This window comes from Embleya hyalina (assembly GCF_003967355.1).
Taxonomy (GTDB): domain Bacteria; phylum Actinomycetota; class Actinomycetes; order Streptomycetales; family Streptomycetaceae; genus Embleya; species Embleya hyalina.
On sequence record NZ_BIFH01000032.1, the window covers coordinates 143,319 to 166,427 of the forward strand.

Annotated in this window: 9 protein-coding genes; 6 read left to right on the top strand and 3 right to left on the bottom strand. The window is 74.3% G+C overall.

What is annotated here, in order from left to right; all coding sequences use genetic code 11:
* Positions 1–61: 61 nt before the first annotated feature.
* Both EMA17_RS34845 and EMA17_RS34850 read right to left on the bottom strand, forming a co-directional pair.
* Positions 62–9,661: a type I polyketide synthase gene (locus EMA17_RS34845; RefSeq protein WP_126641228.1), complete on the bottom strand. Its 9,600-nt coding sequence runs from the start codon at positions 9,659–9,661 to the stop codon at positions 62–64.
* A 225-nt stretch (positions 9,662–9,886) separates the two neighbouring features.
* Positions 9,887–12,853 carry a helix-turn-helix transcriptional regulator gene (locus tag EMA17_RS34850; RefSeq protein ID WP_126641167.1) on the bottom strand — a complete coding sequence of 989 codons (2,967 nt, stop codon included), beginning with the start codon at positions 12,851–12,853 and terminating at the stop codon, positions 9,887–9,889.
* A gap of 650 nt (positions 12,854–13,503) precedes the next feature.
* Here EMA17_RS34850 and EMA17_RS34855 point away from each other — a divergent pair.
* Genes EMA17_RS34855 through EMA17_RS34870 form a run of 4 tightly spaced genes read left to right on the top strand, consistent with a single transcriptional unit; the run spans position 13,504 to position 18,821 of the window.
* A complete protein-coding gene (locus EMA17_RS34855; protein WP_126641168.1) occupies positions 13,504–15,168 on the top strand; it encodes an ABC transporter substrate-binding protein in 1,665 nt (554 codons plus the stop codon).
* Positions 15,165–16,193, top strand: a complete 1,029-nt coding sequence (locus EMA17_RS34860) for an ABC transporter permease (RefSeq protein ID WP_246127100.1) — start codon at positions 15,165–15,167, stop codon at positions 16,191–16,193. Before EMA17_RS34855 ends, EMA17_RS34860 begins: the two co-directional genes overlap by 4 nt.
* Positions 16,194–16,197: 4 nt before the next feature.
* Complete coding sequence (locus EMA17_RS34865; RefSeq protein WP_126641169.1) at positions 16,198–17,058, top strand: ABC transporter permease; 861 nt, start codon at positions 16,198–16,200, stop codon at positions 17,056–17,058.
* Positions 17,055–18,821 (top strand): dipeptide ABC transporter ATP-binding protein, encoded by a 1,767-nt coding sequence (locus EMA17_RS34870; RefSeq protein ID WP_126641170.1) that lies wholly within the window; start codon positions 17,055–17,057, stop codon positions 18,819–18,821. Before EMA17_RS34865 ends, EMA17_RS34870 begins: the two co-directional genes overlap by 4 nt.
* Here the strand turns inward: EMA17_RS34870 and EMA17_RS34875 are convergent.
* Positions 18,799–19,551 (bottom strand): TetR/AcrR family transcriptional regulator, encoded by a 753-nt coding sequence (locus EMA17_RS34875; RefSeq protein WP_126641171.1) that lies wholly within the window; start codon positions 19,549–19,551, stop codon positions 18,799–18,801. The two genes, EMA17_RS34870 and EMA17_RS34875, sit on opposite strands and share 23 nt — an antisense overlap.
* A gap of 80 nt (positions 19,552–19,631) precedes the next feature.
* On the opposite strand from EMA17_RS34875, the gene EMA17_RS34880 reads away from it, so the two are divergent.
* Together EMA17_RS34880 and EMA17_RS34885 are read left to right on the top strand one after the other, a co-directional pair.
* The gene (locus tag EMA17_RS34880; RefSeq protein ID WP_126641172.1) at positions 19,632–21,113 is read left to right on the top strand and encodes a DHA2 family efflux MFS transporter permease subunit; all 1,482 of its coding nucleotides are present in this window, start codon (positions 19,632–19,634) and stop codon (positions 21,111–21,113) included.
* Positions 21,114–21,592: 479 nt separating this feature from the next.
* Positions 21,593–23,062 (top strand): hypothetical protein, encoded by a 1,470-nt coding sequence (locus EMA17_RS34885; RefSeq protein WP_218043166.1) that lies wholly within the window; start codon positions 21,593–21,595, stop codon positions 23,060–23,062.
* Positions 23,063–23,109 lie beyond the last annotated feature (47 nt).

The window sequence follows — 23,109 nt, forward strand, 5'->3', positions numbered from 1 at the left end:
GCGTGGATCCACGCGGGCCCGCTCGGGCCTGCTCGGGCCCGGGCGAGGGTGCTGCGCCGGCTCAGGAGATGCCGAGTTCGTTGTCGATGAAGTCGAAGAGGTCGTCGTCCGTGCCCGCGCCGAGTCGGGCGATCACCGCCGAGGTCGGGTCCTCGGGGGCGTCGACACCGAGCCGGCCGAGCAGCCCGTACAGCCGGGCGACCGCGTCGGCGCGGAAGCCCTCGTCGGGATCGGTTCCGGCGTCGAGCAGGTCGGCCAACGAAAGTTGCCAGCGGTCGAGTTCGTCGAGCAGTCGACCGCCGTCCGGGGCCGCCGGGGCCGGGGCGAGCAGGTCGCGCAGGTGCTCGGCCAGCGCGATCGGGGTGGGATGGTCGAAGGCCAGCGTGGAGGGCAGGTCCAGGCCGGTGCCGGCGTTGATCCGGTTGCGCAGCTCGATCGCGCCGAGCGAATCGAACTCGGCTTCCAGGAACCCGCGTTCGGGCACGATCGAGGCCGGTCCGTCGTGGCCGAGCACGGCTGCGGCGGTGTGGCGCACGAACAGCAGGAGTTCGCGGCGCTGTTCGTCGACCGAGCGGCCGGCGAGTCGGTCCCGCAACCCGGCCGCGGGTTTGCGGCCGCTGCGCCCGGCGCCGCGCTGAGCGGGCACCCGGGCCTGACCGGCCGCGCGGGTCAGGCCCGCGAGTACGCCTCCGGTCGCGTCCGGGCGCAGCGTGCCGGTGTCGATCCGGGCGGCGATCGGTGCGGGCAGCGGGGTGTCCAGGGCCCGGTCGAGCAGGTCGAGGGCGGTGTCGGTGCGCATCGGGGCCAGACCGCTGCCCGCGAGCCGGCGCCGGTCCACGTCGGTCAGGTGTGCGGCCAGGCCGCCCGCCTCGGCCCAGTGGCCCCAGCCGATCGAGGTGGCGGCCAGGCCGAGGCTGTGCCGGTGGTGGGCGAGCGCGTCCAGGAAGGTGTTGGCCGCGGCGTAGGCGCTCTGGCCCGGGTTGCCGAGTACGCCGACGGCGGACGAGTAGAGCACGAAGGCGGACAGGTCCAGGTCGGCGGTGAGCGTGTGCAGGTGCCAGGCGGCGTCGACCTTGGGCCGCAGTACGGCGTGCAGGCGATCGGGGTCGGTGCCGGTGAGCGCGCCGTCGGCGACCACACCCGCGGTGTGCACGACCGCGGTCAGCGGGTGTGCGGTCGGGATGCCGGCCAGCAGTTCGGCGAGCGCGGTCGGGTCGGCCACATCGCACGCGGCGATCTCGACCGCGGCACCGGCCGCGGCCAGTTCGGTGCGCAGTTCGGCGGCGCCGGGGGCGGCCGGGCCGTGCCGGCCGACCAGGAGCAGGTGTCGGGCGCCGTGTTCGGCGACCAGGCGGCGGGCGGCGAGGGCGCCGAGGGTTCCGGTGCCGCCGGTGATCAGGACCGTGCCGGTGGGGTCGAACGGGGTGCGGGTGGGCGCGATGGTGAGGACGAGTTTTCCGGTGTGTCGGGCCTGGCTCAGCCGGCGCAGTGCCGGGATCGCGTGTCGGGCGTCCCATGCGGTGACCGGCAGCGGGGTGAGCGTTCCGGCCGCGAACAGCGGGGCCAGGGCCCGCGACATGCGGGCGATGTGCGCGGGGTCCAGGGTCAACAGGTCGAAGGCGCGGTAGTCGATCCCCGGGTGGGCGGCGCGTACCTCGGCCGGGTCGCGGGGGTCGGTCTTGCCCAGTTCGACGAACCGGCCGCCCGGAGCGAGCAGTCGCAGGGACGCGTCGGTGAACTCGCGGGCGAGCGCGTTGAGCACGATGTCGACGCCCCGGCCGGCGGTGCCGGCGCGGAATCGGTCCTCGAAGTCGAGGGTGCGGGAGGAGGCGATGCGTTCGTCGGGCAGGCCCTGGGCGCGCAGAGTCGGCCACTTGGCCGGGCTCGCGGTGCCGTGTACGTCGGCGCCCAGGTGGCGGGCGAGTTGTACGGCGGCGGTACCGACCCCGCCGGTCGCGGCGTGCACCAGGACCGATTCCCCGGCGCGCAGTCCGGCCAGTTCGACCAGGCCGTGCCAGGCGGTCAGGAACGCGACCGGGACGGTCGCGGCCTGGGCGTACGTCCACCCGGTCGGGATCGGGGTGAGCAGGCGGTGGTCGACCACGGCCTGTGACCCGAGCACCCCGGGCAGCAGGCCCATCACCCGATCGCCGACCGCGAATTCCGTGACGTCCGGAGCGACTTCGAGGACCCGGCCGGCGCCCTCCGCGCCGATCCTGGCGGTGCCGGGGTAGACGCCGAGGGCGATCAGTACGTCGCGGAAGTTCAGTCCCGCGGCGCGCAGCGCGATCCGCACCCGGCCGGGCGCCAACGGCGCGGCGGCCTCGGGGGCCGGCAACATCGCGACGTTGTCGATCGTGCCGGGTTCGGTGACGTCGAGCCGCCACGGCACGTCGGCGTGTGGTGGTTCGAGCGCGTCGTCCGGACGCACCCGGGCCACGCGCGGGGCGAGGATGTCGCCGCCGCGCAGCGCGAGTTGCGGTTCCGGGCCGGCGAGTGCGGCGGGCAGCGCGGCGAGCGAGTCGGGATGGGTGTCCAGGTCGAGCACCCGCAACCGGCCCGGGTGTTCGCCGGAGGCGGCCCGGACCAGGCCCCACAGGCCGGCGGCGGTCGGGTCGCGCACGTCCTCGCCGGGGTGGGTGGCGATCGCCTCGCGGGTGACCAGGACCGGTGCGATGTCGCCGAGTTCGGGGTCGGCCAACCAGGCGCCCAGCAGCGTCACGGCCCGCTCGGTGACCGCGTGTGTGGCCACGACGGTGCCCAGTTCCGGGACGGGTCGGGCGAACGGGACCAGGACGCGGGCGGGTCGGGCCGCGCCGGCGGCCAACGCGGTACGCAGTGCGTCGAGGTCGCGGTGGAATACGACGGGCCGGTCGTCGGCTTCGGCGAGCGCGGTGAGACCGAACGGGTCGGCGGGCTCGCCGAGCACCACCCAACCCCCGTGCGTCGCGGCCGACTCCCCCGGCGGCACCGGCATCCAGTCCACCCGGTACCAGGAGTCCGCGGCCGAAGCCGGGCCCGAACCGGGACCGGCGCCCGGTCGGGTCGCGAGCCGGTCCACCGGGATCGCGCGCAGGGTCAGCCGGTCGATCGTCACGACGGGTGTGCCCCGGTCGTCGGTGGCGGTCAGGGCGACCGTGTCCGCGCCGATCGTGTTGATCCGGACCCGCAGTTCGCGCGCCCCGTCGCCGTGCGCGGTGACCCCGGCCCAGGCGAACGGCAGCCGGGTCGGCGCCGCCGGGTCGGCGCCGGGCAGCAGCGCCACCACGGCGTGCAGCGCGGCGTCGAGCAGCGCGGGGTGGACCCGGTGGCCGATCTCCGCGACCTCTTCGGGCAGTTCCACCTCGGCGAGCAGGTCGTCGCCGGCCTGCCAGGCGGCGATCAGGCCCTGGAAGGTCGTGCCGTAGTGGTAGCCCAGGGCGGCCAGGCGGTCGTAGACGTCGTCGACGTCGATCGGGCTCGCCCCGGGCGGCGGCCACGCCGTGTCGGTCGGCGCGGGCGTCGTGTCCCGGGCCGGGTCCAGCCGGCCGGTGGCGTGTCGGGTCCAGGTCTCGGTGTCGGCGGCGCGCGAGTGCACGGTCAGCTCCCGGGTGCCGTCCGGCTGTTCGGCGCCGACGGCGAGTTCGATCCGGACCGGTTCCGCGTCGGGCAGCACCAGCGGTGCGGCCAGCACGAGTTCGCCGACGCCGCCCGCGCCGGTCTGCTCGGCGGCGTACAACGCGAGGTCGACGAAGGCGGTGCCGGGCAGCAGGACCGTGTCCTGTACCGCGTGGTCGGCGAGCCAGGGCAGGGTCCTGGTGGACAGGGTTCCGGTCCAGACCCGGCCGGAGCCGTCCGCGCGGGTCAGATCCGCGCCCAGGAACGGGTGTTCGCTCGGGTCGAGCCCGGCCGAGGTCGGGTCGGCGCCCGCCCGGGGCGTGTCCAGCCAGTACCGGCGACGCCGGAACGCGTAGGTGGGCAGCTCGACCCGGCCCGCCTCGTACCCGTCGCGGGTCGCGGTCCAGTCGATCGGCGTGCCGGTGACGTGCAGCCGGGCCAGCGCGTGGGTGAAGGTCGCCGGTTCGGGGCGGTCGGCGCGCAGCGCGGCGACCACGACCGCCGACGGGTCGTCCAGGTTCGCCAGGGCGAGCGCGGTCAGCACGGCGTCGGGGCCGAGTTCGAGGAAGGTGGTGGTGCCGAGGTCGGCGAGTCGGCGGATGCCGTCGCGGAAGCGCACCGCCTCGCGGATGTGCCGGACCCAGTAGTCGGGATCGGCGAGCTCGGCGGCGTCGGCGAGGTCGCCGGTCAGATTGGACACGATCGGGATGCGCGGCGCGCCGAAGCGTATGCCCGCCGCCACCGCGCGGAACTCCTCCAGCACGGCGTCCATGTGCGGGGAGTGGAACGCGTGGCTCACGTGCAGTCGTCTGCTCTTGCGACCGGCGGCCCGCCACCGGTCGGCGAGCGCTTCGACGAGGTCGGCCGTACCCGAGATCACCACCGAGTCGGGGCCGTTCACGGCCGCGATACCGACCTCGGTGCGGTGTTCGGCGATCAGCTCGTCGATCTCGTCCTCGCTGCCCTGGAGTGCGATCATCCCACCGGTGGCGGGCAGTTGCCCCATCAATCGGCCCCGGGCGACGACCAGCGCGGCGGCGTCCGGGAGGTCGAGCACACCGGCGATGTGGGCCGCGGTGAGTTCGCCGATCGAGTGGCCGATCAGGTGGTCCGCACGCACCCCGTACGCCTCGGCGAGGCGGTACAGCGCGGTCTCGATCGCGAACAGCGCGGGCTGGGTGTACGCGGTTTCGCCGAGCAACGCGGCCTCGGCGCTGCCCGGTTCGGCGAACAGCAGGTCACGCAGCGGCCGTTCGAGGGCGGCGTCCAGGTGTGCCAGCGTCTCGTCCAGGGCGCGGGCGAACACCGGTTCGGCGGCGTAGAGTTCGCGGCCCATACCGACACGCTGGCTGCCTTGCCCGCTGAACAGCACGGCCAGCGGCCCGCTCGGGCGGGCGGCGCCCTCGATCACGTTGACCGCGTCGACCCCGTCGACGAGCGCGTCGAGCCCGCGCAGCAGGTCGTCCCGGCCCCTCCCGGTGATCACCGCGCGGTGGGCGAGGGTGTCCCGGGTGCCGGCCAGGGCCAGGGCCAGGTCGCCGAGCGCGAGGTCGGGACGCTCGGCCAGGTGTGCACGCAACCGGGCGGCCTGGGCGGGCAGCGCGTCCTCGCTCGCGGCGGACAACGTCCACGGCCCGGCGTCGTCCCGGACGGCGGCGGTCGGCGGCGCCTCGATCGGGGCCTGTTCCAGGATCACGTGCGCGTTGGTGCCGCTGATCCCGAACGAGGACACCGCGGCGCGGCGCGGCCGGTCGGTGGCGGGCCAGGGGGTGGGCTCGGCGAGCAGGCGCACCCCTCCCCGGGCCCAGTCCACGTGCGGTGACGGTGCGTCCAGGTGCAGCGTGCGGGGCAGTTCGCCGTGCCGCATGGCCTCGATCAGCGCGATCACGCCGGTGACGCCGGCGGCGGCCTGGGTGTGGCCGAGGTTGGACTTGACCGAGCCGACGAGGAGCGGGCGATCGGCCGGCCGGTCCGCGCCGTACGTGGACAGCAGCGCCTCGGCCTCGATCGGGTCGCCGAGGGTGGTGCCGGTCCCGTGTGCCTCGACCGCGTCGACCTCGGCCGCGCTCAGCCCGGCGTCGTGGAGCGCGGCGCGGATCACCCGCCGCTGCGCGGGCCCGTTGGGCGCGGTCAGCCCGTTGGACGCGCCGTCCTGGTTGATCGCGCTGCCCCGGAGCACGGCGAGTACGGGATGCCCGTTGCGGCGCGCGTCGGAGGCGCGCTCCAGGAGGACCAGGGCGGCGCCCTCGGCCCAGGCGGTGCCGTCGGCGGCGGCGGCGAACGGCTTGCAGCGGCCGTCGGGGGCGAGCCCGCGCTGCCGGCCGAACTCGGTGAACATGCCGGGCGTGGACATCACGGTGACCCCGCCGGCCAGCGCGAGGGTGCACTCGCCCGCGCGCAGCGAACGCGCCGCCAGGTGCAGCGCGACCAGGGACGACGAGCACGCGGTATCGATGGTGAGCGCCGGGCCCTCCAGGCCGAGGGTGTACGCGAGCCGCCCGGACGCGACGCTCGTCAGCGCGCCGGTGAGCAGGTGTCCGGCGTAGTCCCCGGGGGCCTCGTGCAGGCGCGGCCCGTACTCCTGCGGCATGGTGCCGACGAAGACGCCCGCCCGGGTGCCACGCAGCGTGCTCGGGGCGATGCCCGCCCGCTCGACCACCTCCCACGCGGTCTCCAGGAGCAGTCGCTGCTGCGGATCCATCGCGGCGGCCTCGCGCGGGCTGATCCCGAAGAAGCCCGCGTCGAAGGTGTCGGCGGCGTGCACGAACCCGCCCGCGCGTACGTAGGTCGTCCCGGGTCGGCCGTGCTCGGGGTCGGGGTCGTGGAGCGCGTCGAGGTCCCAGCCCCGGTTGGTCGGGAACGGGCCGATCGTGTCGGTGCCGGTCGCGAGCAGGTCCCACAGCGCCTCGGGGGTGTCCGCGCCACCGGGCCACCGGCCGCCGGCCGCGACGATGACGATCGGGTCGTCCTCGGGCGCGGCCGGCGCCGGGCCGGTCCCGGGCCGGCCGGCATCCGCGGGCACGGTGCCGGCCGTGCGGTGCGCGAGATGGCCGGCGACGGCCCGGGGGGTCGGGTGGTCGAACGTGAGCGAGGCGGACAGCGAGGTCCCGCTCGCGGCGGCCAGTCGGTCGCGGAACTCCAGCGCGCCGACCGAGTCGAAGCCGAGGTCCTTGAAGGTGCGATCGGGGTCGACCGCACCGGGGCCGGCGTGGCCGAGGACAACGGCGGCGGTGGCGCGGACCAGAACGAGGGGGTCGGGGGCGGCGGTACGGGGCTCGGCGTGGCCGGACCCGTCGGCGCGATGCGAACCTCCGGTGCCGTCGGCGCCGTCGCCCGCCTCGGCGGGCACCGCGCTCCGGGCCGGCGCGGATCCGGCTTCCCCGCTCGCCGGCGCGTCGTGCGGCGTCCCCGGCGGTTCCGCGATCCAGTGCGGTGTCGGCAGGAAGGCGTACGTGGGCAGTTCGGTCCGTCGGGCGTCGGCCGGCAGTGCGGCGGTCCAGTCCACGGGGACGCCGTGGACGTATGCCTGGGCCAGCGAGGTCAGCAGTCGGCGGGCCCCGCCGTCGTCGCGCCGCAGCGTGCCCACCGTCAGCGCGGCGGCGGCCCCCTCGGAGCCGGCTCCGTCGAGGATCTGCCGAAGTCCCATGGTGAGCACGGGATGCGGGCTCGCCTCGACGAAGGTGCGCCGGCCGTCGGCGAGCGCGGCGTGGACCGCGTCCTCGAAGCGCACGGTGCCGCGCAGGTTGCGGTACCAGTAGTCGACGTCCAGCCCGGCGGTGTCCAGCGGGCCGCCGGTGACCGTGGAGTAGAACGTGATGTCGCTCGATACCGGTGCGAGCCCGTCGAGTTCGCGGGCCAGGTCGGCGCGCAGCGGCTCCACGTGCGCCGAGTGCGAGGCGTAGTCGACCGGGATGGACCGGACGTCCACGCCGGCCTCGGTGTAGTCGGCGAGCAGCGTGTCCAGCGCGTCGCGGTCGCCGGAGACCACGGTGGACGACGGCCCGTTGATCGCGGCGATCGCGATCCGGCCGGCCTGTACGGCCGGAGCGGCGCGCACCTCGTCGGCCGGGAGCGGTATGGAGGCCATGCCGCCGCCGGGCGCGAGGCCGGCCAGGAGCCGGCTGCGTCGGGCGACCAGGCGCGCGGCGTCGGCCAGGGTGAGCGCACCGGCGATGTGCGCGGCGGCGATCTCCCCCTGCGAGTGGCCGACCACCGCGTCCGGGCGCACGCCGAACGCCTCCCACAGACGGGCCAGCGAGACCATCACGGCGAACAGCGCGGGCTGTACGACGTCGACGCGGTCGAGCCCGGGCGCGCCGGGCACGTCCCGCAGGACGTCGTGCGGCGACCAGTCGACGTGCGGCGCGAGCGCGTCCGCGCAGGCGTCCAGGTGTGCCGCGAACACCGGGGACTCGGCGCGGAGTCGCCGGGCCATGCCGATCCACTGGGAGCCCTGGCCCGGGAAGACGAACACGGTGGAGGTGTGCGGGTGGGCGACACCGGTCACCGCACCGGCACTGGGCAGTCCGGCCGCCAACGCGGCGGCCGCGTCCCGGAGTTCGGTCGAGTCCTCGCCCAGGAGCACGGCCCGGTGGGCGAATGCGGTGCGGTGGACCGCGAGGGTGAGCGCGACGTCCCCGGGCGCGGCGTCCACCGTCGCGAGCCGGCCGGCCTGGCCGGGCAGCGCGCGCGGGTCCCGGGCGGACAGCGGCCACGGCAGGACGGGCGCGACGAGCGCGCGGGGGCCGTCGGGCGCGGGCGCCTCACCCGCCCTCGCGGGGGCCTCGCCCACCACCACATGGCAGTTCGTCCCACCCATCCCGAACGAGCTGACCCCCGCGAGCAGCGGCCGGTCCGGGTGCGGCCACGGTCCCGGTTCGGTCCGCACCCGCAGTCCGTTTCCGGCCGGGTCGATCGCCGGGTTCGCGGTGGTGTGGTGCAGGCTCGCGGGCAGCGTGCGCCGGCGGATCCCGAGCACCGTCTTGAGCAGTCCGACGATGCCGGAAGCACCCTCCAGGTGACCGATGTTGGTCTTGACCGAGCCCACCGCGAGCCGGTCCGCGCCGGTGCGGCCGGCGCCGTAGGCGATACCGAGCGCGGCGGCTTCGATCGGGTCGCCGACGCGGGTGCCGGTGCCGTGCAGTTCGACGTACTGGATCCGGTCGGGCGCCACCCCGGCGGCGCTCGCGGCGCGGCGCAGCACGTCGGTCTGGGCGCCGACGTCCGGCACCGTCAGGCCGTCGGTGTCGCCGTCGCTGGTGACCGCGCTGCCGTGGATCACCGCGTGGATCGGGTCGCCGTCGGCGAGCGCCCGGTCCAGCGGCTTGAGCAGCAGCACCGCGCCGCCCTCGCCGCGCACGAAGCCGTTGGCGCGGGCGTCGAAGGTGAACGAGCGGTGGTCCGGGGACAACGCGCCGAAACGTTCCGCGGCGACGGTGCTCTCCGCCGCCAGGTTCAGGTGCACGCCGCCGGCGAACGCGACGGTGGACTCGCCGCTGCGCAGGCTCTCGCAGGCCAGGTGTACCGCGACCAGCGAGGAGGACTGCGCGGTGTCGACGGTCAGGCTCGGGCCGTGCAGGTCCAGGGCCCAGGACAGGCGATTGGCGATCAGCGCGCGGGCGACGCCGGTGAAGGTGTGCCGGGTGATCGCGTCGGTCCCGTACCGGTGCACCACGGTGGACCAGTCGCCGGCGATCGCGCCGACGAACACGCCGGCCCGGGTGCCCGCGAGGGATCCGGGCACGAGGCCGGCGTCCTCGGCGGCCTCCCACCCGAGTTCGAGGGCCAGCCGCTGGTGCGGGTCCATCGCGTCGGCCTCGCGCGGCGAGATGCCGAAGAACGCCGCGTCGAAGGTGTCCACCCGGTCGAGGTATCCCCCGGGACGCAGGTCCGCGCCGCGTCGGCGCTCGGCGCCCGCCTCGCCGACGGCGTCCACGCCGTCGGCGAGCAGTCGCCAGAACGCGGCCGGGTCGGCGGCGCCCGGCAGCCGGCAGGCGGTTCCGATGACGGCGATCGCGGCGCCGTGCCGGTCGCGGTCGCCGGCGGTGTTCTCACTGGTCGTCATCATCGCGGAGTGTCGCCCCCCATGCCGATCGGTCCGATCCCGAACGGCGACGTGTGCGCCGAACGACCTCAGGATTCGTCCGGCGCACCCCGCCCGAATACCCCTGTCGATCCCCTACCGACCCCATAGCGGAGGGGGTCCGGAACGACCCCTGTCGGGGCATGCCGAGGGCCGCCGAACGTGCGGCTCGGCGGCCCTCGGTCGTGCTCCCCGATCGGGGTCTTCTCAGCCCGCGATCTCCTCCTCCAGCCAGGGCGGCAGGTCCAGTCGGCGGGCCACCCCGAGCTTGCGGTACACCCGGGTCAGGTGTTGTTCGACGGTGCTGACCGTGATGAACAGCCGGCGGGAGATCTCCCGGTTGGTCTGGCCCTGGGCGGCCAGCGCGGCGACGCGGCGTTCGGCGTCGCTCAGGCCCGCGCCGGGCTGCTCGTCGACGCCCGGGGAGGCGCTCGGGGACGTGGGCGGGGACGTGGTCGGCAGTGTGATGCGCGCCGTTTCGCGGTGTTCGGGTCGCCCGGGGCGTTCGGCGATCCGGTCCGCCTCGCGGTTCGTCGCGGGTTCGTGGATCGGCGCCGGTTCGGGGGTCGTGCCGCGCAGGCGCGCTATCGCGCCGTCCCGGTCGGGTACGGCGGCCAGCCGGTCGGTGCGCGGCAGGGTGTGCGGCAGCTCGGCCCGGCACACCTCGGACAACTGCCGGGCGCGGCGGGCCGCTCGCCGGGCCCGGCCGAAGTCGCCCAGTTCGCGGTAGGCGTTGCCGAGCTGGGCGAACACCAGGGACAGCTCGAAGCGGTCCCCGCAGGCCTGGAGTTCGCGGATGGACTCCCACAACAGCGCCGGACGGCGCCGCAGTTCGACCACCGACGCCTGCACGCCGAGCGCCAGCCCCCGGGTGCGCGACGGTTCGTCCGCGAGCCGGTCGAACTGTTCGGCCAACAACTCGCGGGCCGCGTCGTGGTCGCCGAGGTGCACGTGGGCCCGGGCCGCCTCGACCCGCCAGGGCACCAGGCCGGGCAGGTCGATCCGCCACGCCGTCATCAGCTCGCCGCAGGACAGGAAGTCGTGCAGCGCCGCGTCGGCGCGGCCGGTGGCCAGGTTGTACCGCCCGCAGGCGTGCAGGTAGTGCAGTCCGGCCGGGGTGTGGAACATCGCGCCGGGGACGGGGAGTTCGAGGAGCCGGGCGGCCTGGTCGCGGTCGCCGCGCGCGACCGCGGCGACGATCCGGGCGGCCAGCGGAACCCCTACTGCCACCCCCCAGCCCTCGGGGGCGATCCGGGTCAGCGCGGTCGCGGCACTCTCCTCGGCGCCGAGCAGGTCGCCCTGGCGGACGGTGATCTCGCCGAGCACCGCCGAGAACAGCGCGTGGGCGATCGGACTGCGCCGCCCGGCCGCCCGGTCGATCAGCGCGACGCACCACTCCTGGGCCTCGGCGGCCCGGTCCGCGTAGACCAGTGCGGTCAGCGCGGAGGTGAGCGATTCCACCGTGGCGTCCTCCAGGCGCGAGCCGCGCAGGATGCGCTCGGCCCGGTCGCAGACCCGGTCGGCGTCGAGCCGGCCGGCCAGGACGTCGGTGAGCAGGTCCAGTCCCTCGATCCGGCCGATGGTCGCGGGCAGCGGGGACACCTCGGCCCCGTATTCGGGCAGGTCCGCGTCGACGGCCGGGTACCAGTACTTGAGCCAGACCCGCGCGGCCCGGGTCTCGGCGGCGGTGACCCACTCGGCCGACTCGCCGGGCGAGCAGGACTGCCGGCCCGCCTCGATCACGGCCCTGGCCTCCTCGAGCCGGCCGTACCAGGCGAGGTAGCGCACGCACGCCAGCGCGTCCCGGCCGCTGAGCCGGCCGTCGCGCACCGCGGTGGCCAGCCACGGCACGTGTCGCGCGGCGGCGGCCGGGTTGACCAGCCACTCCAGTCCGATCAGGAAGGCCTTGATCGACACCCGGGTGCATTCGTCCGGCGCGATGCGTTCGGCCAGTTTGAGGTAGTCGACGGCGAGGCGCAGATCACCCTCGGCGACCACCGCCTCGGCCGCCTCGCGCAGCGTGCGCACCGCCCACGGCGCGCGGAACTCCCCGGCGCCCGCGAGGTGTTTGGCCACCGCCTCGGACGGCGCGCCGTCGATGTGGCGCAGCGTGGCGGCCCGGCCGTGTCCACGTTCGCGTTCCGGCCGGGTCATCGTGTCCAGCACGGCCGCGCGGGCACGATCGTCGCGAAATCGTCCGCAGGCGACCAGTCCGGCGTCGTTGAGGGTGCGCGCCGCGCGGGTGGCGGTGGCGGGTTCGAGGCCGACCAGCTCGGCCAGGCCCTCGCTCGTGCCCGACTCGCCGAGCAGCGCCAACCCGCGCGCGACCTCCACGGTGGCCGGGTCCAGGCGGTACAGGCAGCCGACCAGTGCTCGGCAGTAGGCGTCGGCCGCGGTCGCCCGGAGCGGGCGCCGGGCGCTGTCGGAGCGGTGTCCCGCGCCCATGTCCTCCAGTAAGGCTCGGATCAACAGCGGGTTGCCGCCGCTGAGTTCGAGGACATCGGCGGTCAGCCGGGCGGCGGCGGTCGGGCCGACGGCGGGTTCGAGCAGTTCGCCGACCGAGGCGCGGCCGAGCAGGCCGAGCCGGATCCGCCGGTGGTGCGGCTGGCGTTCGACGTCGGCGGAGAAGCCGGCGAACGCCGCCGAGGCGGCCGCGGCGTACTCGCGTTCGCCGAGCAGGACCAGCACTCGCGCGGTGCGGATCCGCCGGATCAGGTGGGCCAGGAACTGCAACGACACCGGATCGGCGTGCTGGATGTCGTCCACGACCACCACGACCGGCCGCGACTCGGCCAACGTCAAGACCACCGCCGACAGTTCGTGCACCGCGCGGACCGTGGTGGCGTCCAACGCGTCGGTGCCGCCGAAGGCGGCGGTATGGGCGCCGTCGTCCAGGAGCCGGTCGATCCGGGCCGGGTCCTCGTCGGCGAGCGGGGCCGACTGGAGCAGTTGGCGCACCACCCCGAGCGGAAAGTCCTGCTCCATCGGGGTGCCGACGGCGCGCAGGAACAGCGCCTCGTCGGCGGCGGGCCGCTCGGCGAAGGCGTGCAGGAGGGCGGTCTTGCCGACCGCCACGGGCCCGCAGACGGTGGTCGCGCCGCCGACCCCGGTCGCGCAGCGGGCCCGGGCGGTATCCAGTCGGCTGAGTTCCTCGGTTCGCCCCACGAAAAACACGTGCCACTCCCCCGGCGGAAATCCAAGTGTTTCCGCTTGTTGAATTAGCTATTGCCTCTGATTAACATTTGCGCACGCCGGTGACACATCGGGGCCGCGGCGTCGCGGAATATCCCGGTTCGGCGGCTCGTCGACGCGCGACGGCCGGAACACGCGTTGTCGGGCCCGATCCGCGGGGGCCGCCGGGCCTGCCGACACGCCGAGGCAACCTCGGACGTCGGGGTGTGATCGATCCGACCCCGGTCGGATCACGGAGGATTCAGCGACACAGCCCGCTGGACATGCGGGCGAGATCCACGTCGAGGCGGGACACCAGTGCGAGGCGCCAAGCGCTCGCTCCACGGGTCCCCTGCACGGCCGTCTCCGAAAAAAGAAGTGGAAGAGTCCCGAATCGGTGATTCGGACTTTCGCTCCATAGCTGACCGGCAGTCTAGAAATCCGCCCGCGTCGCGTCAACACGAAGGTCCCGCGAAAGAAAGGCGACATGCGGGCGCGAGGATCGTCCGGGTCCGCACGCGCAAGGGTCGGTAGGGGTCCGCTAGGGGTGCTGGGCGTCCCGACGGCGCGGCTAGTTTCCTCAGGGCCGGGGCCGGTGTTCGCCCCGCTCTGCGCCGCTTCGTGACATCCCCGACTCTCGACAGGACTCGACCATGCGCGTCATCCGACCACGCCTACCCAGAATCGTCGGTGCGGCCCTGGCCGCCGCGTTCGTCCTGTCGGCCTGTTCCTCCACCACGAAGACGGGCCCGAACGCGGCCGAGCCGGCGGCGGGACCGCCGGTCAAGGGCGGTTCGGTGACGGTGGCGATCAACACCGAGCCCACGTGCTTCGACATCCACGTGAGCCCCCAGGACATCACCGCGTCCATCCAGCGCAACGTGTTCGACTCGCTGGTCGCCCAGGACGATCAGGGCAACTTCCAGCCGTGGTTGGCCACTTCGTGGGAGGTGACGCCGGACCTGACCGGCTACACGTTCAAGCTGCGCACCGACGTGAAGTTCACCGACGGCACCCCGTTCGACGCGAACGCGGTCAAGGTCAACTTCGACCGGATCGCGGCCAAGACCACCAAGTCGCAATACGCGGCGAGTCTGCTCGGCCCCTACGCCGGCACCGAGGTGCTCGACCCGGCGACGGTGAGGATCTCCTTCACCAAGCCGTTCGCCCCCTTCCTCCAGGCCGCGAGCACCGCCTACCTGGGCTTCTACTCGCCGCAGACGCTCGCCGCCAACGGCGACAAGCTGTGCGCGGGCGGACCGCAGCTGGTGGGCACCGGCCCGTTCCGCTTCGCCGCGCACACCAAGGGCCAGAGTCTGACCCTGGAGAACAACCCGGCGTACAACTGGGCACCGGCCGGCGCCAAACACCAGGGCGCCGCCTACCTGGACAAGCTGACGTTCCGGTTCCTGACCGAGGACTCGGTCCGGGTCGGCGCGTTCGCCGGCGGCCAGGTGGACATCGCCGGGTCCATCCCGCCGGTCAACGTCAAGAGCCTGGAGGGGCGTTCGGACGTTCGCATCCTGCGCCACGACTTCGCGGGCGCGGTCTACAGCCTGTTCCTGAACACCACCCGGGCGCCCTTCGACGACGAACGGGTGCGGCGGGCGGTACAGCGCGCGATCAACATCGGGCCGAACGTCCAGTCCATCTACTTCGACCAATACCGGCGCGCCTGGGGCCCGTTGGGACCGGCCACCCCGGGCTACGACAAGGCGCTGGAGAACACCTGGCCGTACGACCCGGCGCTGGCGGGCCGGTTGCTGGACGAGGCCGGGTGGACGGGTCGCGACGGCGACGGATACCGGACCCGGGACGGCAAACGTTTGAGCGTGCAGTGGCCCAGCGCTCCCGCCGCCGTGCGCGAACAGCGCGACATCCTGGCCCAGGCCGTGCAGTCGGATCTGAAGAAGATCGGCGTCGAGGTGCAGCGGCCGGCCCTGGACCTGGGCGCGTTCACCACGAACGCCTACGCGGGCCGGTACGACGTGCTGGACATGAGTTGGGCCCGCTTCGAACCGGACGTATTGCGGCTGTACTTCAACTCGGCGAACCTGCCCAGCGCCGGTGGGCAGAACGCCGCCTGGCTGAGCAATCCGCAGATCGACCAGTGGACCGACGCGGCGGCGGCGACGCTGGACCGGGCCGCCCGCGACCGGCTGTACGCGCAGACCCAGGGGTGGGTGATCGAGCACGCGGCGGTGGTCCCGCTCTACGCGGCCACCACGCTCTTCGCCACCGGCAGGCAGATCAACGGACTGCGTCTGGACCCGAACGCCTGGCCGCTGTTCCACGACGTGTGGAGCACGCGGCGATGAGTTCCCCACCGACCATGGCGGACGCGCCGACCCCGGTCGACGCGTCCGCCCCGGCCGAGGCCGCGCCGTCCGCCGATCCGGGCCCGCGGGCGCCGATGCGGCTGCTGCGCGCGGTCGGCGCCCGACTGGTGGCCGTCGCCTCCGTGCTGCTCGGCGCGGCGACGCTCGCCTTCGTCGGGCTCAAGCTGCTCCCGGGCGATCCGGTGGCCACGCTCCTGGGCCCGCAGACCACCGCGTCGCCGGCCGTACGGGCGCAGATCCGCGCCGACTACGGCTTCGACGAACCGGTCTTGCGGCAGTACCTGCACTATCTGGGCGAGTTGCTGCACGGCCGACTCGGCGAGTCCTATCAGCTCCAGCAACCCGTCTCCGCGCTGATCGGCGAGCAGTTCCGGCCGACCCTCGAACTGGCCTCGGCCGCGCTGGGGTTGGCGGTGGTGATCGCCGTGGTCTCGGCGATCACCACCGCCGGGCGCCGGTCCGGGCTGCGTTCGGCGTTGAGCGCGTGGGAGTTGGTCGCGGTCTCCACGCCGTCGTTCTGGCTGGGCATCGTGTTGCTCACCGTGTTCTCGTTCCGGCTCCAGTGGTTCCCGGTGGCCGGCACCGAGGGTGTACAGACCCTGGTGCTGCCGGCCGTGACGCTCGCGCTGCCGATCGCGGGGGTGCTGGCCCAGGTGTTGCGCGAGGGCTTGGAGACGGCGCTGGCCGAGCCGTTCGTGGTCACCGCACGGGCGCGCGGGCTGAGCCGGATCGCGGTACGTGTGCGGCACGCGTTCCGGCACGCGGCGATTCCGCTGCTGACCCTCTCGGGCTGGCTGACCGGCACCCTGCTCGGCGGCACGGTCCTGGTCGAGAAGGTCTTCGCCCGACCCGGGATCGGCGCACTGACCCTGCAGTCGGTGAACACCAAGGACATGCCGGTGGTGATGGGCGTCGTCCTGCTCGCCGCCCTGGTGTTCGTGGTGATCTCGCAGGTCACCGATCTGCTCTACCTCGTCATCGATCCACGGCTGCGGAAGGGGTGACCCGATGGCCCAGGCAACGATCGACAAGGCCAGGCCGGTACGGATCCGGCGACGCGGGCGGGTCGGCCCCGGGGTGGCGAGCGCATTCGCCGTCCTCGCGCTGTTCGCGCTGATCGGCCTCGCGCCGGGGTTGTTCACCGACACCTCGCCGATCGAGACCGACCCGCTCGCCGCGCTGCGCGGACCCGGCGCCGGGCACTGGTTCGGCACCGACCAACTCGGCCGGGACGTGTTCGCGCGAGTGCTGCACGGCGCCCGCCCCTCGCTGCTGCTCGGCCTGGGCGCCACCGTGTTCGCGCTGATCGGCGGCACGCTGTGGGGACTGGCCTCGGCCCTGGGCGGGCGGGTCGCCGACCAGGTGGGCATGCGGCTGGCCGACATCATGCTCTCGCTGCCCGAGTTGTTGCTCGCGCTGTTCGTGGTCACCCTGCTCGGGCGCGGCACGGTCGACGTGATGATCGCGGTGGCGGTGGCGGCGATGCCCGGCTACGCGCGGCTGGTCCGGGCGGAGGCGCTGGTGGTGCGCCGATCGGGCTATGTGGAGGCGGCGGCCGGCCTCGGTCTGCTCCGGGGGGTGCTGATCGTGCGGCATGTGTTGCCGAACGCGATCGGGCCGCTCCTGGTGCTCGGCACGGTCGGCTTCGGCACCTCGCTGATCTACGCGTCCGGGCTCAGCTTCCTGGGCCTGGGCGCGCAACCGCCGTCCCCCGAGTGGGGCGCGATGCTCTCCGAGGGGCGCGGCTTCCTGGAGACCGCGTGGTGGATCGGGGTGTTCCCCGGCGCCGCGGTGACCTGCGCGGTGATCGCGGTGAACGTGGCCGGTCGACACGCCCGCGCCCGCTTCGCCGGAGGGATCGCCCGATGAGCACCGACTTCTCCCCCGCTCCCGCCTCGGTCTCGGCCTCGGCCGAGCCCCTCCTGGTCGTGGACGGACTCGACGTCGCCTTCCCCGGCCGCGAACCCGTGGTGCGGGACGTGTCGTTCACCCTCGACCGGGGCGAATGCCTGGCCGTGGTGGGCGAATCCGGATCCGGGAAGAGTGTCACCGCCCGCACCCTGGTCGGACTCACCGGCGGCGGCGCCCGGGTGACGGCCCGTCGGCTGGCCTTCGACGGCACCGACCTGAGCGCGCTGTCCGAGAAGCGGTGGCGCGCGCTGCGCGGGCGGCGGATCGGTCTGGTGCTCCAGGACGCGCTGGTCTCGCTCGATCCGCTGCGCACGGTCGGTGCCGAGGTCGCCGAGGCACTGCGTACGCACGCGGTGTTGCCGCGCGGGCAGGTCGGCGCCCGGGTGCCCGCACTGCTGACCGACGTCGGCATCCCGGATCCGGCCCGGCGGGCCCGGCAGTATCCGCACCAGCTCTCCGGCGGCCTGCGCCAGCGTGCGCTGATCGCCTCGGCGCTGGCCGCCGGGCCGGAGCTGCTGCTCGCGGACGAGCCGACCACCGCCCTCGACGTCACGGTGCAGGCCCAGGTCCTCACGCTCCTGGGCCGACTCCGGGACGAGGGCACGTCGGTGCTGATGATCAGCCACGACCTGGCGGCGGTGGCCCGGCTGGCCGACCGGGTCGCGGTGATGTACGCCGGTCGCGTCGTCGAACACGGGCCCACCGAGCGGGTCCTGACCGAGCCGGAACACTCGTACACGCGGGCGTTGCTCGCGGCGGCGCCGACCGGGCGGGCCAAGGGCACCCGGCTGTCCGCGCCGGTCGGTCCGGCCCGGACGGCGACACCGCCCGCGCCCCCGGTCGGCGACGTCCTGCTCGACGTGACCGGCATCGGCAGGAGTTTCCGCGGCCCGGACGGGACCCGGCACCACGCGGTCCGGGACGTGTCGTTCACCGTACGTGCCGGGGAAACCCTCGGGGTGGTCGGCGAATCCGGCTCAGGCAAGACCACGGCCGCGCGGATCGTGCTCGGCTGGGAGCGCCCCGATACGGGCACCGTGCGCTTCCGGGACGCCCCGTGGAGCACGCTGCCGGAGTCCGCCCGACGGGCCTCGCGCGGCCGGATCCAGGCGGTGCAGCAGGATCCGCTCGGCTCGTTCGACCCCCGGTACTCGGTGGCCCGCATCCTCGGCGAAGCGGTCGCCGCCGCCGGTCTGCCGGGCGGGCGACTGCGCCCCACCCGCGCCGCGCATCGGGCCCGGGTGGCCGAACTGCTCGACCTGGTGGGCCTGTCCGCGGACCTGCTCGAACGTCGGCCCCGCGACATGTCCGGTGGTCAGCGGCAACGCGTGGCGATCGCACGGGCGTTGGCCCCCTCACCCGATCTGATCGTCTGCGACGAGCCGGTCTCCGCGCTGGACGTGTCCATCCAGGCGCAGATCCTCGACCTGCTCGCCGACCTGCGGGCCGAACTGGGCCTGGCCCTGCTGTTCATCTCGCACGATCTGGGCGTGATCCGGCACGTCAGCGATCGCATCCTGGTGATGAAGGACGGCCGGGTGGTGGAGAGCGGGGACGCCGAGCGGGTGTTCACCCGGCCCGAGGCCCCCTATACCCGGGAGTTGCTGGCGGCGATACCGCGTGCGCCGACACCGGTCGACGACGGCGCGGGACGCGGCGCCGGGCCGGATTCGGCGGAGCGTACGGCCGGTCGGGTGCTCAGCGGCGGGGTGGTGCCGTGAGCGTGCCGGACGCGGGGGCGCCCTCGCCCGTGCCGGGCGCGGGTGGGCCGGCGGATTGCGCGCGCGGGGTGAACGCGCGCAGGAACGTGGTCACTCCGGCGGTCACCGCGCGGTGCAGGGCCGCGTCGTCCACGGGCCGGGTGCCGAGCGCGGTGAGCGTGGGCAGGTCGCCGGAGATCAGCGCGAGGAACTGGTTCGCGGCGGTGACCGGGTCGTCGATGTCCAGGTGTCCGCCGTGCGCGAGCCGGGCCAGCCGACCGGCCAGGGCGTCGACGATCCGGACCGTGCCGCCCTCGCGGATCGTGTCGTACAGGTCCGGGAAGCGTGCCGCCTCGGCGTACACCAGGCGCTGCAGCGCCCAACCCTTCTCGCCGGCCTGGCACTGCACCACGCGGTGCGCGATCGCGGTCAGGCGCGGATGCAGTTCCTCGGCGTCGGTCGGGAACACCTCGAGGGCGGCCAGGATCCGGCCGCTGGATTCGATCGCGGCCTCGACCACGACGGTGCGGAACAGGTTCTCCTTGCCGCCGAGGTGGTTGTAGATGGTCGGCTTGGACACGCCCGCCTCGGCGGCGATCGCGTCGATCCCGGCGAGTGTGTAGCCCTCGCGCGTGAACACCGCCTCGGCGGCGGCCAGGATCGCCCGCCGCTTGTCGATCCGGCCGCGGGTGGCGGCGGGCGCGGGGGCGGCCGGCGTCGTCGTCGTCGACCGTTTCGTTTCCTCGACCATGTTGCGACGTTACCAGACGTGCTGTTAATTTTTACTCGCGAGTTTAGTTAACTGATCTCATCGGTAACTTGGAGGCGTACATGCCCGCCGCACCCCCCGATCCCGAGACCAAAATCGACGGACCACTCCTGCGCCTGATGCTGGTCATGCTGCTCGGCGGCGTGATGGGCATCCTCGACACCACGATCGTCAACGTCGGCATCGACACCCTCGGCGCCCACTTCGACGCGCCGCTGGAAACCATCGAATGGGTGGCCACCGGCTACCTGTTGGCCCTCGCCGCGACCGTGCCGCTGGCCGGTTGGGCGGCCGGCCGCTTCGGCGGCAAAACCGTCTGGCTGACCGGCCTGATCGTCTTCCTGGTCGGCTCCGCACTGTCCGCGGTCGCCTGGAACGCGGGCAGCCTGATCGCCTTCCGGGTGATCCAGGGTGTCGGCGTCGGCGCCCTGGAGCCGACCCTGCTGACCATGCTGGCCGTCGCCGCCGGACCCAAGCGGGCCGGGAAGATGATCGGCATCGTCGGCGCGGTGGTCACCCTCGGCCCGATCCTGGGCCCGGTGCTCGGCGGCGTGCTGCTCGAACACGTCGACTGGCGCTGGATGTTCATCATCAACCTGCCGATCGGCCTGGTCGCCCTGGCACTGGCATACCGGCAGATCCCCGCCGACCCGCCGCGCGAGGGCGACCCGCCGCCGCTGGACGCCCGGGGCATCTCGCTGCTGTGCCCGGGATTCGCGGTGGTCGTCTACGGCCTCTCCCAGGCCGCGGGCGACAGCGGCTTCGGGGCACCGCGCGTGCTCGCGGCGCTGATCGCGGGCGTCGCGCTGATCGCCGGCTACGTCCTGCACGCGCTGCGCGTCGAGCACCCGCTGATCGACGTACGGCTGTTCCGGATCCGCGGCTTCGCCGGCGGCATCGGCGCGGTGTTCCTGACCGGCATCCTGCTCTTCTCGCTGCTGTTCCTGATCCCGCTCTACTACCAACTGGCCCGGGACCGCGGCGTGATGGCGGCCGGTCTGCTGCTGGTGCCGCAGGGGGTCGGGGTGTGGATCGGCATGCCGATCGCGGGGCAGCTGTTCGACAAGGTCGGTGCCCGCGCGCTGATCCCGTTCGGCGGGGTGTTGGCCGCGCTGGGCATCCTGGGCTTCAGTACGGCCGACGGGGGCACCGACACCGCGCTCCTGGTGGGCTATTCGGTGGTGACGGGAGCCGGACTCGGCTTCGTCGGGGCGCCCGCGATGTCGTCGGTGTTCGGCTCGGTGGCGCCCGAGTCGGTGCCCAGCGCCACGGCGGCGGTGTACCTGAGCAACCAGATCGGCGGCACGCTCGGCATCGCGATCGCCGCGCTGGTCCTGCAGAACCGCTCCGAGGCGCACTCGGTCGTCCCGGCCTTCCAGGGCACGTTCGGCTACCTGATCGCGATCGCCCTGGTGGTCGGCGCGGTCGGCCTGGTGCTGCGCCGCGGTCCGGCGGCGGACGCGCCCGCGCCCGCGCCCGCGCTCGCCGAGGCGGCGGAGGACGGCGACGCGGCCCTGCCCGAACCCGCCCGCCAGGAAGCCTGATCGGCACCGGGCCCGGTTCGCGTCCCCACGATCCGGCGACGCGAACCGGGCTCAGGCTCCGGTCGGGCACCTCGATCCGGGGCCGGAGTGACGCGGGTCACTCGCGCCGATCCGAAAATCTTTGCGAACGAACCGTGAGCACGCGCCGTTCGGCGTGTCCCAAGAGCACGCGACCCGACGGGAGTCGGTGCGTCTCGACGGTGCACACGGGGGATGCGATGGGCGATGGCAGACAAGCGGAAGCGATCGTTCCGGTCGATCTGCGCAAGGAGCGCCCGGCGGCGGGCGCACGAACGGGCACCGATGCGGGGCCGGCCGATCGGCCGGTCGAGCGATCCGGCGATCGGCCTGGAGACCGGGCCGGCGATCGGTCCCGCGATCGATCCGGCGATCGGTCCGGGAGCGCCACATCGTCGGACGAGCCGACCGGGCTGCTCTACCACCTGATCCGCTGGCCGATCCGTATCGTCGCACTGATCGTGCTGCTGCCCGCGCGCCTGGCCTGGGAACTGCTGAAGGTGGTCGGGCGCGGGGTCCGGGATTGGGTGCTGATCCCGGCGGGGCGACTGGCCGCGGTGATCGGGCGCGGGTTGCGGTGGTTGTTGTGGGACCGGCTCGTGGTACCGATCGCACACGCGCTCGCGGCCGTCGGCCGGGGGCTGCGCCGACTGGCCGTGAACGTGGTGTGGCGGGGGCTGACGGCGGTCGCCCGCGTGGTGTGGCGTGGGCTGCGCTGGGCCATGGTCGGGCTGTGGCGCGGGGCGACGGCGGTCACCCGCGTGACCTGGCGCGGGCTGCGGTGGGTCCTGATCGGGCTGTGGCGTGGGCTGCGGCTGCTCGGGAACGGCCTTCGGCGTGGGCTGCGGCTGCTCGGGCGATACGGGATCGTGCTGCCGCTGCGGTGGGTTCGGGATGCGCTGGCCCGGCCCCTGGCCGGCGGGCTGGTCACGGCCGGTCGGTGGGTCGCCCATGCGCTCGGGCGCACGCTGTACTACCTCGCGGTGGTGCCCGGACGGTGGTCGTGGCGCGTGGCTCGGGTACTCGCACGGGGCTTCGGGCGGTGGCTGTACTACGTCCTGGTCGTACCGGCGAAGGCGCTGTGGCGTGGCCTCGTCGCCTGTGGTCGGGTCGCGTCGCGCGGGATGGGCGCCCTGCTTCGAGGTCTGGCGGTGGTGGGGCGCGGTGTCGTCTTCGTCCTTCGACGGCTGGTGCTGATCCCCGCCCGGTGGGTGTGGCGGGGCGCGGTGGTGGCGACCCGGGCCGTCGGATGGGGCCTGTACCACGGCCTGTTCGTCCCGGCGCGCCGGCTCGCCCGCGGCTTCCTGCGCGGACTGCGCGCGACCGGGCGCGGATTGCGTGTCGGGTTCGTCGTACTCGTGGCCCGGCCGGTGGCCTGGGCCTGGCGCCGGGGCGTCCGGCTCGGCCGCGCGACCGGCCGGGGTCTGTACCTCCTGACCGTGCCGCCGGCGCGATGGGCGGCCCGCAAGGTCGTGCTCCTGGTCCGCTTGCTCGGCCGGGGGCTGTACGTCCTCACCGTGCTCCCCGCGCGATGGGCCGGTCGCAAGGTCGTGCTCCTGGTCCGCCTGCTCGGCCGGGGGCTGTACGTCCTCACCGTGCTTCCCGCCCGGTGGGCCGGTCGCAAGGTCGTGCTCCTCGGCCGGGGGCTGCGGTTCGTGGTCGTGCGGCCCGCGCTGTGGGGCGGGCGGCGTGCCCGATCGGGTGCGCGGATGGCCGGTCGCGGACTGCGGGCGACGGTGGTGCGGCCGTCGGCGTGGGTGCGTCGGACGGTTCTGGCGCCCGCCGGTCGGGCCGCCCGGTACGGCTGGGGGCAGGGCGTCGCCCCGGTCCGGGCCGTGTTCCGCACCGTCTGGGAGCAGACCCGCCTGGCCGGCCGCGACGTACGCCGCGCGCTGAGCTTCCGAAGGCGCGGCTCCTCCGACGACAGGTAGCTCGATACCGCCATTTCGCCCCGTACCATCCCGAGAGATCCCCCAAT